The 17,820-nt window shown below is 70.8% G+C and carries 14 protein-coding genes; 13 read left to right on the forward strand and 1 reads right to left on the reverse strand.

Annotation, left to right across the window (positions count from 1 at the left end; genetic code table 11):
* Nucleotides 1–254: 254 nt before the first annotated feature.
* The 13 genes from ACFY2X_RS40800 to ACFY2X_RS40860 all read left to right on the forward strand — a co-directional run bounded on the left by ACFY2X_RS40800 (nt 255) and on the right by ACFY2X_RS40860 (nt 16,916).
* Complete coding sequence (locus tag ACFY2X_RS40800) at nt 255–2,324, forward strand: glycogen debranching N-terminal domain-containing protein (protein WP_389948709.1); 2,070 nt, start codon at nt 255–257, stop codon at nt 2,322–2,324.
* Between the two features lie 60 nt (nt 2,325–2,384).
* Nucleotides 2,385–3,506 (forward strand): glycosyltransferase family 4 protein, encoded by a 1,122-nt coding sequence (locus tag ACFY2X_RS40805; RefSeq protein ID WP_389948711.1) that lies wholly within the window; start codon nt 2,385–2,387, stop codon nt 3,504–3,506.
* A 51-nt stretch (nt 3,507–3,557) separates the two neighbouring features.
* Nucleotides 3,558–4,331, forward strand: a complete 774-nt coding sequence (locus ACFY2X_RS40810; protein ID WP_389948713.1) for an enoyl-CoA hydratase/isomerase family protein — start codon at nt 3,558–3,560, stop codon at nt 4,329–4,331.
* 143 nt (nt 4,332–4,474) lie between these two features.
* Nucleotides 4,475–4,831, forward strand: a complete 357-nt coding sequence (locus ACFY2X_RS40815; protein ID WP_389948715.1) for a hypothetical protein — start codon at nt 4,475–4,477, stop codon at nt 4,829–4,831.
* Complete coding sequence (locus tag ACFY2X_RS40820; RefSeq protein WP_389948717.1) at nt 4,828–6,051, forward strand: DUF6395 domain-containing protein; 1,224 nt, start codon at nt 4,828–4,830, stop codon at nt 6,049–6,051. The genes ACFY2X_RS40815 and ACFY2X_RS40820 overlap by 4 nt, the downstream gene beginning before the upstream one ends.
* On the forward strand, nt 6,048–6,890 hold the full coding sequence (locus tag ACFY2X_RS40825; RefSeq protein ID WP_389948719.1) for a M55 family metallopeptidase: 843 nt from the start codon (nt 6,048–6,050) through the stop codon (nt 6,888–6,890). The genes ACFY2X_RS40820 and ACFY2X_RS40825 overlap by 4 nt, the downstream gene beginning before the upstream one ends.
* Before the next feature lie 70 nt (nt 6,891–6,960).
* A complete protein-coding gene (locus tag ACFY2X_RS40830) occupies nt 6,961–8,502 on the forward strand; it encodes a flavin monoamine oxidase family protein (protein WP_389948721.1) in 1,542 nt (513 codons plus the stop codon).
* A gap of 66 nt (nt 8,503–8,568) precedes the next feature.
* Nucleotides 8,569–9,090, forward strand: coding sequence for a YbaK/EbsC family protein (locus ACFY2X_RS40835; protein WP_389948723.1), 522 nt, complete (start codon nt 8,569–8,571; stop codon nt 9,088–9,090).
* Between the two features lie 131 nt (nt 9,091–9,221).
* Nucleotides 9,222–11,348 (forward strand): protein kinase, encoded by a 2,127-nt coding sequence (locus ACFY2X_RS40840; protein WP_389948725.1) that lies wholly within the window; start codon nt 9,222–9,224, stop codon nt 11,346–11,348.
* Complete coding sequence (locus tag ACFY2X_RS40845) at nt 11,345–13,378, forward strand: protein kinase (protein ID WP_389948727.1); 2,034 nt, start codon at nt 11,345–11,347, stop codon at nt 13,376–13,378. The genes ACFY2X_RS40840 and ACFY2X_RS40845 overlap by 4 nt, the downstream gene beginning before the upstream one ends.
* Before the next feature lie 152 nt (nt 13,379–13,530).
* The gene (locus ACFY2X_RS40850; protein WP_389948729.1) at nt 13,531–14,832 is read left to right on the forward strand and encodes a serine/threonine-protein kinase; all 1,302 of its coding nucleotides are present in this window, start codon (nt 13,531–13,533) and stop codon (nt 14,830–14,832) included.
* A 332-nt stretch (nt 14,833–15,164) separates the two neighbouring features.
* Nucleotides 15,165–15,944, forward strand: coding sequence for an electron transfer flavoprotein subunit beta/FixA family protein (locus tag ACFY2X_RS40855; protein WP_389948731.1), 780 nt, complete (start codon nt 15,165–15,167; stop codon nt 15,942–15,944).
* Between the two features lie 18 nt (nt 15,945–15,962).
* Nucleotides 15,963–16,916: an electron transfer flavoprotein subunit alpha/FixB family protein gene (locus ACFY2X_RS40860; protein WP_389948733.1), complete on the forward strand. Its 954-nt coding sequence runs from the start codon at nt 15,963–15,965 to the stop codon at nt 16,914–16,916.
* An 88-nt stretch (nt 16,917–17,004) separates the two neighbouring features.
* On the opposite strand, the gene ACFY2X_RS40865 is transcribed toward ACFY2X_RS40860, so the two are convergent.
* The gene (locus ACFY2X_RS40865; protein ID WP_389948735.1) at nt 17,005–17,691 is read right to left on the reverse strand and encodes a rhomboid family intramembrane serine protease; all 687 of its coding nucleotides are present in this window, start codon (nt 17,689–17,691) and stop codon (nt 17,005–17,007) included.
* Nucleotides 17,692–17,820 lie beyond the last annotated feature (129 nt).

Genomic DNA, 17,820 nt, shown 5'->3' on the forward strand with positions numbered 1-17,820 from the left:
GAGCGGGTGAAGTGCGCCGAGCGAGCTGAGTGGGCTGAGTGAGCGGTGTCCTCTTGACGTTTGACGCGAGGAAGCCGTGAGAAAGCCGTAGCAACCGTTCTGATCAGGCAAAACGTGCGGTTGGGTGCCGGGTGTTTTGGTTCTCTCCCCTCTGGGTGGGAATGGGCTACAAAGCCGACAAAACACACATACCGGAGAAAACAGTGGGCGGATGGACATTCGAGGGCCAACCCGGTGCACTGGGCGACACTACGGTGACTTTGGTCGAAGGCAGCTCCTTCTGCGTGTGCTCGCGGGGCGGTGACATCCTGCAGGGCGGGGCGCAGGGCGTCTACCACGCCGACACCCGGCTGTTGTCCCGCTGGGAGCTGAGAGTGGACGACACGCCGGTCGAGCAGCTCACCGTGCTCACGGGCGAGCCGTACCACGCGACGTTCATCGGCCGTGCCGCGCCGCGGCCGGGGCAGGCGGAGAGCACCCTGCTGGTGGTCAGGGACCGCTACGTCGGGGGCGGCCTCCGAGAGGACCTGACCCTGCGCAACATGTCCGACGAGCCCGCCGGATGTGTGGTCGACATGCACATCGCCTCCGACGTCGCCGACCTGTTCGAGGTGAAGGCCGGCCGGATCCACCATGTGACCGACGTGGAGATGACGCCGGAAAGGTCGGGGCTGCTGATCTTCTCCGCCACCCGGTCGCGGGGGGCCAGGGTGGTGACCGAGCCCGCGCCGTTCTCCATGCCGGGTGTGCTGATCTTCCGGGTCGTCGTCCCCGCGCGAGGCGAATGGAGCGTCACCCTGCAGGTCAACCCGATCCTGGAGGGGGAGGAACTGCCGGCCTGGTTCTCCACCCGGCACTCGCTGGAACACGCCGAACCCGCCCGGCGCCGCGCGGACTGGCGGCGTCACAGCCCGACAGTCAACACCTCCAACCGCCTCCTGGCCCAGGTCCTGCGCTGCTCCCGGGAGGATCTCGGGGCGCTGCGGCTGTTCGATCCCGACAGGCCCGAGGAGCCGCCGTCGATCGCCGCGGGCGCACCGTGGTTCATGACCCTGTTCGGCCGGGACTCGCTGCTGACCTCGTGGATGGCGATGCCGCTGGACCAGTCCCTGGCGGTCGGCACCCTGCGCCGCCTGGCCCACCTGCAGGGCAAGGTGGACGACCCGCTCACCGAGGAGGAACCGGGCAAGATCCTGCACGAGCTCCGCTTCGGCGTGCAGACCGGCGTCTCCCCGCATGGCGGTCTCGCCTACTACGGCTCGGTGGACGCCACCCCGCTGTTCGTGATGCTCCTGGGCGAGCTGCGCCGATGGGGGCTGCATCCCAAGGAGGTCGAGGAGCTGCTGCCGTACGCCGACAGAGCCCTCGACTGGATCACCAGATCCGCGGACCCGTTCCTGTTCTACCGCCGCAAGACCGACCACGGCCTGATCAACCAGGGCTGGAAGGACTCCTTCGACGGCGTCAACTTCGCCGACGGCACCCTGGCTCGCCCGCCCATCGCGCTGGCCGAGGTTCAGGGCTACGTCTACGCCGCATACAACGCGCGCGCCCACTTCGCCCACGAGGCCGGCGACGCCGACCTGGAAGAGCTGTGGAAGTCCCGCGCGAGGCGGATCCGGGAGGAGTTCAACGAGCGATTCTGGCTGCCGGACCGGGGCTACTACGCCATCGGCCTCGACGGCCGGGGGCGTCCCATCGACAGCGTCACCTCCAACATCGGGCACTGCCTGTGGACCGGCATCGTGGACGAGGACCGCGCCGCCTCCGTCGCCGAGCACCTGCTCTCACCGGAGATGTTCACCGGCTACGGCGTGCGCACCCTGGCCTCCAACATGGGCGCCTACAACCCGATGAGCTACCACAACGGCTCGGTCTGGCCGCATGACAACGCCATCGTCGCGGCCGGTCTGATGCGCTACGGCTTCGCGGAAGGGGCGCAGCGGATCACGTTCGGCCTGCTGGACGCGGCCGAGGCCTTCGGCACGAGGCTTCCCGAGCTGTTCTGCGGGTTCGACCGGGACGAGTTCCCCTGGCCGGTGCCGTACCCCACCTCCTGCTCTCCGCAGGCCTGGGCCGCCGCGTCCCCCATCCTCCTGCTCCGCAACCTGCTCCGTTTCGACCCGTGGGTGCCCTACGGCCAGGTCTGGCTGGACCCCGTCGGGTTGGACGACATACGGATCTCCGCGATTCCCTTCGCGGGCTCCCGGGTCACGATCGAGGTCAAGGGCGGCGAGATCTCCGTCACCGGACTGCCCGAGGAGATCACCCTGCGAAACGAACCGCGTCCGCCCACGCCCACCTCCCTGAGGCGGGTCTTCTGACCCCTGGTCGGCTCATCCAGAGATTCCACGGCAGGCCGGACGGCCGTAGGCGAGGTTGACATGATTTCCACATCGGATCTGTCGGGGTGGCGCGGCGGTAAAAGCGGCGGGAAGATGCGCATCGTGATGATCGCGCCACCCTGGTACGACGTTCCGCCCCTGGGCTACGGAGGCATCGAGTCGATGCTCGCCGAGCTTGTCGTGGGACTGTCCCGGCGCGGACATGACATCACCCTGATCGGGGCGGGCAAGCCGGGAACGCCCGCCCGTTTCCTGACCACCTACGACGCGCCGCCCTCGGACCGGATCGGCGAGGCGATGCCCGAGGTCCTGCACGCGGCCATGGCGCACCGCATCGTCTCCAGGATCGACGCCGACATCGTCCACGACCACTCGCTGGCCGGGCCGCTGACCGCTGGTGCGCGGCCCGTGCCCACCGTGGTCACCTGCCACGGAGAGGTGGACGGCGAGTTCGGCGACTACTACCGGATGATCGACACGATGGTGACGATGGTCGGCATCTCCGAGGCCCAGCGACGGCTCGCCCCGCACCTGCGCTGGGCCGGGGTCGTCCACAACGCCGTCGAGACCGCCTCCCTCCCCTTCCGGGAGCACAAGGAAGACTGGGTGCTGTGGCTCGGCCGGTTCAACGAGGAGAAGGGCACGCACCTGGCCATCGACGTCGCCCGCGCGGCGGGGCGGCGGATCCTGCTCGCCGGGAAGCTCACCGAGCCGATGGAGCACGCCTACTTCGAGGAGCAGATCAGGCCCCGGCTCGGCCCCGGCGTCGAATACGTCGGCGAGGCCGACGCCACCCGCAAGCGCGAGCTGCTGTCGGCGGCCCGATGCCTGGTCTTCCCCATCCTCTGGGAGGAGCCGTTCGGCATGGTCATGATCGAGGCGATGGCATGCGGGACCCCCGTGGTCGCACTCGACCGGGGGGCCGTGCCCGAGGTGGTCGTGGACGGGGTCACCGGGTTCGTCCGGCACCATCCGGACGAGCTCCCCGAGGCCGTCGAGGCGGTCGGCACGATCGACCCGTATGCCTGCCGGGCCCACGTCGCGCGCCACTTCGACGTCGAGGTGATGACCGAGAGATACGAGAGGGTCTACCGTCAGGTGATCACCCGATTCCCCGAGCCCGCCGGAGGAACCGTGGACCTGGCCCTGCCCGCCAACTAGGGCGCGCCCTATGTTGGTGTGACGCGTTTTTCTTTCGGCGAAGGGACAGGCATGGGTGAGTTCGTACGGGTGGAGACGGCCGACGGGATCGCGACGATCAGGCTGGACCGGCCGAAGATGAACGCGCTCAACCGGCAGGTCCAGGAGGAGATCGCGGACTGCGCCCGGCAGGCGGACGCCGATCCCGACGTGTACGCCGTCGTCATCTACGGAGGGGAGCGGGTCTTCGCGGCAGGGGCCGACATCAAGGAGATGGCGGACATGTCCTACGCCGACATGTCGACGCACTCCGCGGTGCTGCAAGACTGCTTCACCGCCGTCGCGAAGATCGGAAAGCCGGTCATCGCGGCCGTGACCGGCTACGCGCTGGGCGGCGGCTGCGAGCTCGCCCTGTGCGCCGACATCCGCATCGCGGGCGAGTCGGCCAAACTCGGCCAGCCGGAGATCCTGCTCGGCATCATCCCCGGGGCGGGAGGCACCCAGCGTCTGCCCCGCCTGATCGGCCCGGCCAGGGCCAAGGACCTCATCTTCACCGGCCGTCACGTGTCCGCCGCCGAGGCGCTGCAGATCGGCCTGGTGGACCGTGTCGTCCCCGACGCCGACGTCTACGCCGAGGCCCTCGCCTACGCCGCCACGTTCGTGGGCGGCCCCACCCTGGCCCTGCGCGCCGCCAAGCAGGCCGTCGACCACGGGCTTGAGGCGGATCTGGCCACCGGCCTGGAGATCGAGCGGCTCCAGTTCGCGGCCCTGTTCGCCACCGAGGACGCCAAGACCGGCATGCGGGCCTTCGCCGAGAAGTCTCAGGCGAAGTTCACCGGCCGCTGATCCGGTGTCCTCCAGGAGGGGACAGACACCCCTCCTGGAGGACGCCGACGTCGTGAAAAGACGTCACGAGAAAGCGACGACCTCGGAAGACTGTCCTGGTAGATCGAGCTTTGCCGGTATCGTGCCGAGTTATGGTGCGGATGGTGAAGCGTGCGCTGGCGCCCGCCCGGCTGCGGCGGGTGGTGCGCGGATGGTTCGACGCCCGATACATCTCCCTGGCCGACCACCGGCAGGACATCAGGGATGCGCTCTGGGAGGTTCAGACGCTGGGCCGGGAGGTCACCGCGCTGCGCGCCGAGGTCGACAGGCTGCGGGCGCAGGTGGCGAAGGCCGGTGTCGACCAGACCCAGGTGAAGCGCTGGGACGACGCCCACCGGCTGGCCCAGGAGACCGCTGTCGCGATGGACCGGGTGCTCCAGAACGAGGTGCTGCTCTGGCAGGCCGTGGACCGCGCCCTCGAGGATCAGGTCGCGGACCGCTCCCTCGGGGGTGCCGCATGAGGGTGGCCTGGACCTCCGGCGAAGGGGTCTGGCACCTGACCTTCCGCCTGGACGCCGAGGACGCCATCACCGGATTCTGCGCCGACGGCCAGCCCCTGAAGCTGGCCACGAACTCGTTCCGGGTCGAGCTGCCGCGCGAGCCGTACGACGTCCATCCCGATCTGTCGGCGCTGGCCGCGTGGACGGTCGTCGCGCCGTGGACCCGGCGCGCGATCGTCTTCGACCGGCCGATCTCACCGGAGCTGGCGCTGGCGATCCAGGCGGGCTGGGGGGTCGAGGCGGGCCCGGTCGGCGGGGCACCGCGTTCCGGCGGCAGGCTGGCGATCTCCTACAGTGGCGGCGCCGACTCGGTGGCCGTGGCCGCGATGCTGCCCGACGCGCCGTTCGTCCACTTCCAGCGGGTCTCCCATCCGCGCGTGCCCAACCGCTGGACCCACTACCGCTCCGACGTCCTGGCCCGGCTGGCCGAGAAGACCGGCCGGGAGCTCACTGTCGTCCGCTCGGACCTGGAGTTCACCCTCGCCGAGCCCCGCCCCGGCTACCCCGAGCACCACGCGGTGGCCGCCGGGGCGCTGCTGATGGCCGACGAGCTCGACCTGGGCGGCCTCGCCTTCGGCTACGAACTGGGCTCGCGCTGGCTGGGCGGGGACCGCTACCTGCTCCGCTACACCCCGGACAACCCCATGTGGTCTCCGGGCGGCGCCTGGGGCCAGGCCTTCGCCGCGGCGGGCCTGCACATCGTGCTCCCGGTCGGCGGGGTGAGCGAGGCCGTCACGATGCGGCTGGCCCTCGGATCCGAACTGCGCGAGCAGGTCCGCTGGTGCCTGCGCGGGGTGGACGGTCCCTGCGGCACCTGCGGCAAGTGCCTGTACAAGGAGCTCATCCAGGCCGCCGTCGAGCGCCGCCCGCTGCGCACCGCGATCGGCCCCGGCCGCCCGGTCGCGCGCAAGTGGCAGGAGCCTCCGCCGTACGGCGGGCAGGAGATGATCGAGTACGGCTGCGCCAGAGTGCCCGGGATCGAGGAGACGGTCTTCGGCAAGGCCGCGAGGTTCCTGGGCGCGACCGAGGCGTCGACCGCCTGGCTGGACCGCTGCTACCCGCCCGCGATCGAGGAGATCCCGGAGCCGTGGCGTGGGCAGGTCCGTGATTTCATCGCCGGGAAGGTCGGGTTCATGAGCGACGACGAGGCGCGCCGCGTCGAGACCTGGGGGATGTCGTGAAGGTATATGTCTCGGTGGACATGGAAGGCGTCACCGGGCTGACCGACCCGGAGGAGATGCACGCCGGGGGCCGGGGCTACGAGCGTGGCTGCGAGCTGATGACCGGCGACGCCAACGCGGTCATCCAGGGGGCCTTCGACGCCGGAGCCCAGGCCGTGCGTGTCAACGACGCCCACGGATCGACCAAGAATCTGAGGATCGACCTGCTCGACGAGCGGGCCACGCTGATCCGCGGGCCGGGCAAACCGCTGCGGATGGGGCAGGGACTCGACACGAGTTACCGGGCGGCCTGCTTCGCCGGATACCACGCGCGTGCGGGGGTCCAGCACGGTGTCCTGAACCACACCTGGATGGGCAAGGAGATCCAGAACGTCTACCTCAACGGTGAGGTCTGCGGTGAGACCCGCCTGGTGGCGTCGTTCGCCGGGTCGCTCGGCGTGCCGGTGGTCCTGGTGACGGGGGACGAGGCGGTCTGCGAGGAGGCCAGGGAGCTGCTCGGGGACGTCGAGACCGTCGCGGTCAAGAAAGGCATCGACAGGTTCTCCGCCGAGCTCCTCCCGCCCGCCGTCGCCCAGGCCCGCATCCGGGAGGCCGCCGCCCGCGCGCTCAACCGGGTGGCGGACTTCCGCCTCTGCACCCCCGAGCCGCCGTTCACCCTCGGCGTCGAGTGGAACTCCACCGCGATCGCCGCCGGGTGCGCGATCATCCCCGGCGTGCGGTCGGTGGGTTCCCGCCACATCGAGTTCACCACCGACGACTTCTCCCAGATCATGGCGCTGATGGGCATCTTCTCCATGATCGGGGGCCAGGTCGCCTGCGGCAGCGGGGTGTACGGCTGACGCCATGAGCGAATCGAGAACCGGATCCGAAGCGGGATCCGAAGCCAGGTCCAGAACCGGGTCCGGAACGATGACGCGCAGGGCGCTGCTGGTCGGCGTGGGTGCCGCCGGAGGCGCCGGGGCCATGTTCGCGGCCATGGGCGCGCTGGGCCTGGCCCCTGACTCCCAGCGCAAGGACTACGTCCCCCCGCAGCCCTCCGACTTCACCCTCAGCGGCCGGGGCGCGGCGAAGGTGGTGGTCCTCGGGGGCGGGGTCGCGGGCCTGACCTGCGCCTACGAGCTGGGCAAGGCCGGATACGACTGCACGGTCCTGGAGGCCGCCGACCGGGTGGGGGGCAGGAGCCTCACGGTGCGCGGCGGAGACCGGCTGACCGAGACGGGCGGGGAAACCCAGACGGCGGAGTTCGGGGAGGGAATCTACTTCAACGCCGGGCCCGGGCGGATCGCGCCGTGGATGGTCACCATGGACTACTGCCGCGAACTGGGCGTGCCCATCGAGACGTTCGTCAACAACAACGCCTCGGCGTATGTCTACACGCGAGGAATGACCGCTCCGGCCCGAGCCCGCACGGCCCGCGCCGATCTCTACGGGTATATCGCCGAACTGCTGGCCAAGGCGACCGACGCCGGCGCGCTGAACCGCCGGCTCACGAAGGACGACCGCGAGCGGCTGTCGGAGTTTCTCCGGCGCTTCGGCGACCTCGGCCCCGACCTGGCCTATCACGGCTCCACGCGCCGCGGCTTCCAGACCTACCCGGGGGTCGTCGACGGCGTTCCCACCGGCTCGCCGCCCTCTCTGCGGGACGTTCTCGCCGCCGGCACGGGACGGGCGCTCACGATGGACTTCGGCTTCGAGCAGGCCGCTCCCATGTTCCAGCCGGTGGGTGGCATGGACGCGATCGTGACCGCGCTCGCCCGGGAGGTCGGCGGCGACCGGATCCGGACGGACACCCGGGTCACCGGCGTCAGGAACCTGCCCGACGGCGTCGAGGTGACCCACCAGGGCGGCACTCTCCGCGCCGACTACTGCATCGCCACCCTGCCGCCCCACCTGCTCGCCCGCATCCCGCACAACCTGGGCGCCGGAGTCACCGCCGCGCTCCGCGCCCCCGTTCCGGTCGCCGCGGGAAAGATCGGCCTGGAGTATGGCAGGCGCTGGTGGGAGATCGACGACCGCATCTACGGCGGGATCACCGAGACCGACCTGGACATCACCCACATCTGGTACCCCTCCTACGGCTATCACTCCCGGGGCGGTCTGATCGTCGGCTACTACAACACCGACGAGAGCGCCGAGCTGTACGGCAGGCTCTCCCACCGCGACCGCCGCAGCCGCGCGCTCACCCAGGGCAAGAAGATCCACGGCGAGAAGTACCGCGCCGAGCTTCGCTCCAGTGTCTCGATCGCCTGGCAGCACCGGCCGCACATCGAGGGCGGCTGGGTCCGGCCCTCCTACGGCTCCTCCTTCACCCTCCTGCAACAGCCGGCGGGCCGGGTCTACTTCGCCGGTGACTGGCTCACCCATCTGGTCGCCTGGCAGGCCGGAGCCATGGAGTCGGCAAGAAGGGTCGTCACCCATCTCCACCGCCGAGTTCTCCAGGCGCCGGCCTGACCTCCGCCAGGCGGTCGTAGAGTCTCGCCGTACGGTCTAAGGACGGACGACTCGCGGGAGGCGACGATGGCGATCGGGACACTTGACTGGGTGAAGGCCACGGAGCGGCTGGACCTGCTGGCCGAGCCGGTGGCGCGGGCGGTCGCGGAGCTCGACGGGGTCCAGGTGGCGGAGATCGATCCGACGCTGGCGGACACGGCGGCGTTCTGCGAGCGGTACGGCGTGGGCCTGGACGAGTCGGCCAACTGCGTGATCGTGGCGGCCAGGCGAGGCGGGGAGATCCGCTACGCGGCCTGCATGGTGCTCGCCACGATGAGGGCGGACGTCAACGGCGTGATCCGGCGGCATCTGGACGCGCGGAAGAGCTCGTTCGCGCCGCAGGAGGACGCGGTGAGGCTGACCGGGATGGAGTACGGCGGGATCACCCCGCTCGGGCTGCCCGAGGGGTGGCCGGTGCTCGTGGACGAGGCGGTGGCGGCCCATCCGGGAGTCGTGATCGGCAGCGGTGTCCGTCACTCCAAGCTGGCGCTCCCCGGCGCCGTGCTCGCCGGCCTGAAGACGGCGGAGGTGCTCCGCCTGGCGAACTGACGCCGAAAAGAGATTGAGTGTTACTGAGGTTTGGGAAACCGTTGGGTTCTGGCAGACGTTGTTCATTCGGAGAATATGGCCTGATGGTTCATCTCATGGGCGGTGTTTAAGCCGGTATGGTTCTTCATGCCATGAATCAGGACGACCGACTGGGCCCCTACCGACTGCTCCGGCGGCTCGGTGAAGGCGGCATGGGTGTGGTTCACCTCGCCGTCGACCCGCAGGGGCGTCAGGTGGCGATGAAAGTGCTTCGTGCCGAGGTGGCGGGTGACGACGTCGCGCGCCGGCGGCTCTCGCGCGAGGTGGAGACCATGCGGCGGGTGCGCAGCGAGCACATCGCCGAGGTGCTCGACGCCGATGTGACCGGCCACCGGCCCTACATCGTGACCCGATACGTCCCGGGTCAGCCGCTGGACGAGCTCATCAAGCAAGAGGGCCCGATGGAGCTGCCCGCGCTGCTCAAGGTCGCGCACGGGGTGGCGTCGGCGCTCGCCGCCGTGCACTCGGTCGGGGTGATCCACCGGGACCTCAAGCCCGGCAACGTGATCATCCAGGACGGCCGGCCCGTCCTCATCGACTTCGGCATCGCGCAGGCCGTGGACGCCACCAGGCTCACCCAGACCGGCATGTTCATCGGCACGCCCGGCTATCTCGCCCCCGAGATCATCGAGGGTCACGAGGCCGGGGCCGAGGTCGACGTGCACGCCTGGGCGGGCACGCTGGTCTTCGCGGCCACCGGCCAGCCGCCCTTCGGCAAGGGCACGCTGGAGATGATCTTCTACAACATCACCGCGGGCAAGGCGAACGTGGACGCCGTCCCGCAGGCGCTCCAGCCGGTGCTGCGGGCCGCGCTCCAGCGTGACCCGGCCAAGCGGCCGAAGGCTCCCGAGCTCGCCGCGCAGGTGGCGCGCCTGCTGCCCCGGGCGGACCGGCCACGGGTGCCCGACGAGATCACCACGTTGCCGCACCTCGACGACTCCGGCCCGAGCGGCCAGGGCGCCCCTGGCCGCCCCACCGGGCCCGGCGGTGTTCCCGGCGGTCTGGGTGACCCCGGTGACGTGCCGACTCCGGTGGCGTCCCGCCCGGGAGCCATACCGCAGTCCACTCCGTGGCCTCCGGCCCCGGTGCCGCAGCCGGGTGAATACTCGCTGCTCGGCGAGCAGCGGCCCGCCGACCCGCAGCAGTCTCCCGACCCGTGGCCCACCCGCCGCGTCACGGCCGAGGAGCTGCGCCAGGTCGCGGCGGCCGAGCAGGCCTCGTACGACCTGCCCACCGGCGTGCTCGGTCCGGAAGACATCCCCACCAGAAACCCCTTCACGGGTCCTGGCGACGACCGGCCCCGGCAGGACGTCTCAGGCTCCAGCCGGCTTGAGGCCACGGCGCCGGTGGCCGACGGAGACATCCCGACCCAGCGGGTCCGCCCCCAGGACCTGCAGGAGTACGCCCGCAACCATCTCCCTCAGCCCAACCACCCTTCTCCGTCCGGCCACCCTTCCTCGCTCGGCCGCCCGCAGCCGTATCCACCGCAGCCGGTCGCGTTCGAGCAGACGCCGCATGTCCGGCAGCCCACGCCGCCGCCGTACCCCTATCCCCACCCCCAGCCGCCGCAGACACCTTCGGGGCTGCACCCCGGTCAGCGGCCGGGCCATGCGTTGCAGCGTTCCAAGGCGTACGGCGTGGCGAGTGCGATCATGCTGGTCATCATGACGATCGCGGCCGTCGTCGCGCCGATCGCCGTCGCGGCGGTGGTGATCCCGGTCGCCGTTCTTCTGCGGGCCGCCGACATCGCCCAGCCCGCGCTGAACACCCGGCGCGCGGCGGGAGCGGCGGCCGCCGACGTGCTGCGGGTGTTCGGACAGCCGGTCGCGCTCCTGAAGTCGGCGGGCATCACCGTCGCGCTCGTGCCGTACGCGCTGATCCTCGGCCTGCCGGTGACGCTGCTGCTGGCGGTGCTGGTCGAGAGCATGCCCATCACCAACGCGCTGAGCTGGGGTACGGCAGTCGCACTGTGGACGATCTGCGCGGGACCCGGAGTCGAGGGCCCCAGCCGGCAGATGCGACGTACGCTGGCATCACTGCTGCCTTCTCGTGGCGCGGCCATGATCCTGGCCTTGGTGCTGGGCGGGGGGGCCGCGCTCATGATCTTCCTTGCGGTCAACACCGTGGGAGACGGGGCGCGGAAGGCGACGTGGTCGCCGGTCAATGTCGGGTCGGTGGTGAAAGAACTGAAAGACCTACGAGATAAGGCGGCGCGATGACGGGGGACACGCAAGCGCCTGAGCGGGTGGGACCGTACCGGCTGCTCAGAAAGCTCGGCGAAGGTGGCATGGGGGCTGTCCACCTGGGGCTCGACGAGGACGGTCGCGAGGTGGCCGTCAAGGTCCTGCACCCGCACGTGGCCGCCGACCTCAAGGCCCGCGACCGGCTCACCCGCGAGGTGGAGACCATGCGGCGGGTGCGCAGCCCGCAGGTCGCGGAGGTTCTCGACGCGGAGCTGAGCGGCAAGCAGCCCTACATCGTGACGCGCTTCGCTCCGGGCCGCACGCTGGAGGAGACCGTCCTCTCCGACGGGCCGCTCCCGCCCGGCGAGGTCATCAAGCTCGCGCAGGGCCTGTGCGCGGCGCTCGTGGCGATCCACGCCGCCGACGTCGTCCACCGCGACCTCAAGCCGGCCAACGTGATGCTCGTCAACGGCGACCCCCTGGTCATCGACTTCGGCATCGCCCACCTGGTCAACGCCACCCGGCTGACCCAGACCGGCATGTTCGTCGGCACGCCCGGCTACCTCGCCCCGGAGATCATCAGGGACTCCGAGATCACGCAGGCGGCCGACGTGCACGCGCTGGCCTCGACGGTCTTCTTCGCGGCGACCGGCAAGCCGCCGTTCGGCACGGGCAGCTTCGAGGTCGTCTGCTTCAACATCATGGAGGGCCGGGCGAACATCGACCTGGCCCCCGCCTGGCTGCGTGGCTGGCTCCGACAGGCCCTGGCCGTCGACCCCGCCGCCCGGCCGAGCGCGCAGGCGCTGCACCGGATGGCGCGTGCCCTCGACCCCACGGTGACGGTTTTCCACGAGACGCCGCCCACCGCCGTGATCGACGGGGGCACCAAGGTGCTCGACCTGGACGGCACCAAGGTCCTGGACGGCCAGGCCCCGCCCCCACCGGACGGCACCAAGGTTCTGAACGACCAGGCCCCGCCCCCACCGGACGGCACCAAGGTTCTGAACGACCAGGCCCCGCCCCCGCCTCCGCCGGGCGGCACCCGGGTGCTGCCGCAGGACGACAGCTACGCCGACCTGCTGCCGCCGGTGGAGTACGCCAAGCCCGAGCGGCGCGAGCGCAGGCCCCGTTCCGAATCCGCCCCCTCCACGACGGCTCCGCCGCCGTACGTCCCGGCCACCCCGCCGCCGTACGTCCCGGGTCCGGCCGGGGCGCAGCAGGGAAGGTTCGCGCCGCCGCCCTATCCCGACCAGCGGGTCGCCGGATACCCGGCGCCGCCGCCGACCGGCCAGGCCCAGCCGTACGCGCCGCCGGCCGTCCAGCCGAGGCCGCACACCCCGCCGGACGTCCAGCCCCGGCCGCACACCCCGCCGGAGAGCCGCCCGCGCTACCGCACCGGCCACCCGCTGATCGCGGCGCTGCTGCTGACGATCCTCGTCGGGCTGGCCTGCGCGCTGCCGGTCGCGGTGAGTGCCTTCGCGCTGGTCGCGGTGCTCTGCCTGCGGGTGGGCGAATATCTCTTCGGGGACCTGGTCCAGCGCCGCTCGGCGCGGGGCAGCAGTGCCGCCGACCCCCTGCTCGCGGTGCTCGGCACCCCATGGGCGCTGATCAAGGCGGTGCTCGCGACGCTGATCACGGCTCCGCTGGCCGCGATGTTCGGGATGTGCGTGTGGGGCGCGCTGAAGTTCGTCGGGAAGATGGACACCGACCCGGCCGCGGCCTACGCCGCGGGCGCGTTCGTGGCGGGGCTGTTCGTGCTGCCCGGCGGCGGCAAGCCGCGCAGGGCCGTCTCCCGGGTGCTCACCGGCGTGATCCGTAGCCCCGGAGCGGCCATGGTGACCGCGATCGTCCTCGGCACGCTGGCCTTCTTCGCGGTGATGGCCGCGCTGGGGATGACGCCGTCTTTCGCCCCGTGGCAGAAGCCGTCAGCGGCGGTGCACGACCTGACGGAGAGGTGGCAGGAGCTGGGGGAGGAGGGCAAGATGGGCGCGATCGACCTCATCAGCGGCCTCTTCGGCGACCTGATGGACAGTTTCGGGCGGGCGGTCCGCAAGATCTGGAATTGACCTCCTCACCAAAACCCCCTCATCGAAGGCGGGCGATCGAGGGAAAGGCCTGGCTTGTGTCTTGTGTCCTCGTGTGGATGGTTTCTGTAATCCCTCCGTGCGGGATCGGCCTCTCTGAGGCACGATGAGGGGGACAGGCCGGAGGGAGTCGCATGGGAGCGCCGGACGGTGAGCGTCTTGGTCCGTACCGCCTGCTGTCCACGCTCGGGGCCGGGGGCTTCGGCGAGGTCCATCTCGCACTGGATCCCCAGGGGCGCACGGTGGCGATCAAGATCCTGCACCCGCATGTCGCGGCCGACACGACGGCCCTGGCCCGGCTGGCCCGCGAGGTGGAGACCATGCGGCGGGTCCAGGGCCCGCATGTCGCCGAGGTTCTGGACGCCTCGCTGGACGGTGCCCGCCCCTACCTGGTCACCCGCTATGTGCAGGGCCGCCCGCTCAGTGCGGTGATCTCCGATGACGGGCCGATCGGCGGCGACGATCTCGTACGGCTGGCCCGAGGCCTGGCCGAGGCGCTGGCCGCCGTCCACGCCGCCGGGGTCGTCCACCGCGATCTGAAGCCGGCCAACGTGATCCTGACCGATGGAGAGCCCGTCGTGATCGACTTCGGCATCGCCTGCGCGCTCGACTCCCCTTCGGTCACGGTGTCCGGCGCGATCCTCGGCACGCCCGGTTACCTGGCTCCCGAGGTGCTTGAGGGCACCGAGCCCGGGGCGGAGGCCGACCTGTTCTCCTTCGGCGCCACGCTGGCCCACGCCGCCACCGGGCGGCATCCCTACGGTACCGGCCCGGCCTCGGCGGTCGGCTATCGCGTCGTCCACCACGACCCCGATCTTGAGGGCGTTCCGGGCTGGCTGGAGCCGCTGCTGCGGGAGTGCATGCTGCGGGATCCGGCGGCCCGCCCGCTCGCCTCCACGCTCCTGGCCCGGCTGGACGCCGAGGCCCCCGCCGCTCGCACGGCGATCCCGCGGGCGCGCCCGGCATTCGCCGCGGTCGGGGTTCAGGAGGCCACCGACGTCCAGGACGCCGTTCTCCGTGCCCCGGAGGCCGGTGTGCACGCCGTCACCACCCGGGAGTGGCGTCCCGGACAGCGCCCGCCGCCGCCCGGGAAGCCGTCGGCCGAGGAACTCCGCGACCGCCGCCGGGCCGTCCTGCACCGCCGCTGGGTCATCGGCACCGGCCTTCTCGTGTCCTTGACGGCCGCGACGGCCAGGAACCCGCTGCCCGAGGTCTCGTTGCTCTTCCTCACGGCGTACGGCCTGGCGATGCTCGTCGACGGGGGCATCGCCCTGTTCGCCCGCCGGAATCGCACGCGCATGCTCGTCGATTTGGCCGGCGCCGCCGGTGCCATCGGGCTGTGGGCCGTGCTGAGCGCGTTCTTCAGCACCCTCACCCTCGCGCTGGCACTGGGCACCGTCGTCTTCGTCGTGGTCGCGATCCTGCTGGCCGGCTGAGCCCTCCCGAACCGTGACAGGCGAGGTGGACTCCATGCGCAGCCTCCGGAATATAGTTCGGTATGGTAGAGGGCGTGACCGGTCGGGCGGACGTCTGGTTGTCTGGTGCAAGCCGTACGGCCTGGTAGTTTGCAGCTAAGCTACCGATCGGTAACATGGTGTCGGAGGCCAGGGCGGGCATCCCCCGACCTGGCCACCCGCTGTCACACCGCCCTCGGGCACCTGGCAGTCTTGGCATCACGCGCACGTGCCCCGCGTGCGCGTAGCGAGCATTCGGCGCCAACCGCAGCGACGCGGTGGCGTACGCGAACACGGGAGGTCGGCCACCGGCCATGAACATCGTCGTCTGCGTGAAGCAGGTCCCCGACACGGCGACCGAGCGCAAGCTGAGGTCCGATGACAAGACGCTCGACCGCGACGCCGCCGACGGCGTCATCAACGAGCTGTGTGAATACGCGGTCGAGGAGGCGCTGCGCCTGAAGGAGGCCCACGGCGGTGAGGTGACCGTCCTCACCATGGGCCCCGACAAGGCCAGCGACACCATCCGCAAGGCCCTGGCCATGGGTGCCGACAAGGCGGTCCACCTGGTGGACGACGCGCTGCACGGCTCGGACGCGCTGGGCACCTCCTATGCCCTGGCGCAGGCGCTGAAGAAGATCGGTTTCGATCTGGTCGTGCTCGGCTCCGAGTCGACCGACGCTCGCACCGGTGTGCTCGCCGCCATGCTGGCCGAGCGCTTGGGCGTACCGCAGCTCACCTTCGCCAACAAGGTCGAGGTGGACAAGGCGTCCGTCACGATCCAGCGCGTCACCGACTACGGCTACGACAAGGTCGAGGCCTCGCTGCCCGCCGTCGTCTCCGTGGTCGAGAAGATCAACGAGCCGCGTTACCCGTCCTTCAAGGGCATCATGGCGGCCAAGAAGAAGCCGGTCGAGAAGCTCGGTGTCGCCGACGCCGAGATCGAGGCCTCCCAGGTGGGCCTCGCCGGCTCCTGGAGCGAGGTCGTCGACTTCGCCGCGGCCCCGCCTCGGGCGGCCGGCACGATCGTCAAGGACGAGGGCGACGGTGGCGTGAAGACCGCCGACTTCCTCGCGTCGAAGAAGTTCGTCTGAGAACGGGGGTTAGCTGATATGTCTGAGATTCTCGTTCTGGTCGAGCACGTCGAAGGTCAGGTCAAGAAGGTCACGCTGGAGCTGCTGACGCTCGCCCGGAAGCTGGGCACGCCGTCGGCGGTCTGGGCGGGACCGGGATACTCTCCCGAGGCCAAGGCCAGGCTGGCCGAGCACGGCGCGGAGAAGATCTACGTGGCCGACTCCGCCGACATCAACGACTACGTCGTCGCCCCCAAGGCGGAGCTGCTGGCCCAGCTCGTCTCCGAGAAGTCCCCGATCGCGGTGCTCGTCCCCGCGACGGCCGAGGCCAAGGAGATCGCGGGCCGGCTCGCCATCAAGATCGACTCTGGTGTGCTCACCGATGTCGTGGGCATCCAGGACGGCCTGGTCGCCGACCAGTCGATCTTCGGTGGTGGCGTCAACGTCCAGTCGCGTGTGAGCAAGGGCACCCCGATCATCGCGGTCCGCCCGAACGCGACGCCGGTCGAGGCCGCCGCGGGCGCGGGTGCCGAGGAGCAGGTCTCCGTGACCCTCTCCGACGCCGCCAAGGCCGCCAAGGTCGTCGAGCGCGTCAAGGAGGAGAAGGGCGCCCGTCCCGAGCTGACAGAGGCCGCGATCGTGGTCTCCGGTGGCCGTGGCGTGGGCTCGGCGGAGAACTTCTCGATCATCGAGAAGCTGGCCGACTCGCTCGGCGCGGCGGTGGGCGCCTCCCGCGCCGCCACCGACGCCGGCTGGTACCCGCACCAGTTCCAGGTCGGCCAGACCGGCAAGACCGTCTCGCCGCAGCTCTACATCGCGGCAGGCATCTCCGGCGCCATCCAGCACCGGGCCGGCATGCAGACCGCCAAGACGATCATCGCGATCAACAAGGACCCCGAGGCGCCGATCTTCGAGCTCGCCGACTTCGGTGTCGTGGGCGACCTGAACCAGGTCGTGCCGCAGCTGACCGACGAGATCGCCAAGCGCAAGTAAGCCTTGACGAAGAACGGCGCCGCGCACAAGCGCGGCGCCGTTCTTCGTGTTCCGGCACGGGGCGGGCGGCCGTGTCCGAGAGGCGTGCTCAGGAGCTGTGCTCGGGAGCCGCCGCCCGCAGGGGCTGGGCGACGGCCAGGCCCGCGAGGAGGCCGCCGAGGAGGGCGGGACCGTGGAGGTCGGCGAGCGCCGTCAGGATCGTTCCGGCGGCCACGCCCGCCGCGGGAAAGAACCAGCGGGGCAGGCGTTCGCGGTGGCTGACCAGCTGCATCCCCGCGGCGCCGGTCAGGGCGGTGGCGATGATTCCGGCCGTGCCGTCCAGCAGCCCGCCGGCCAGCAGGATCAGCGTGTAGAAGGCGCCTGCCGACCCCTCCAGGGCTCCGGCCCGCCCGCGGAAGGCGGCGATCATCAGGCCCCCCGCCAGGCCACAGACACCGATCGAGTTGCCGGCGTCGACGACGCCCCACAGGGTCCCGGCGATCTGGCCGCACATCGCGCCCGCGCCGTACAGGGCAAGCCACCGCCACGGCCCGAGCGCCCGCTCGGCGAGGTAACCGAACACGGCGAGCGTGGCCAGGTTGAACACGGTCCCGACGATTCCGCCGCCCTGCACGACGAGGGAGGTGAACAACCGCCACCACTCGCCCGCGGCGATGGCGGAGGGGTCACGCCTGAGTGCGGTCTCCAGCGTGGGGAAGGCGAACTGCAGGATGCTCGGCACCGCCGTGATGACGAACACCACGGCGGTGACGACGGGGGTGCGCGGTTTGGCCATGGACAGAGCATGGCCCAAGGCCGTACGCATGTGCAGATCTGGATGTTCAGCGGTTTCGGTTACATATGTCACGGCCGCGGGCGGCGGGCCGAGCGGAGCCGGAACCGCGGGTCAGGCGGAACCGGAACC

It is taken from the genome of Streptosporangium sp. NPDC000396, assembly GCF_042898655.1.
Taxonomy (GTDB): domain Bacteria; phylum Actinomycetota; class Actinomycetes; order Streptosporangiales; family Streptosporangiaceae; genus Streptosporangium.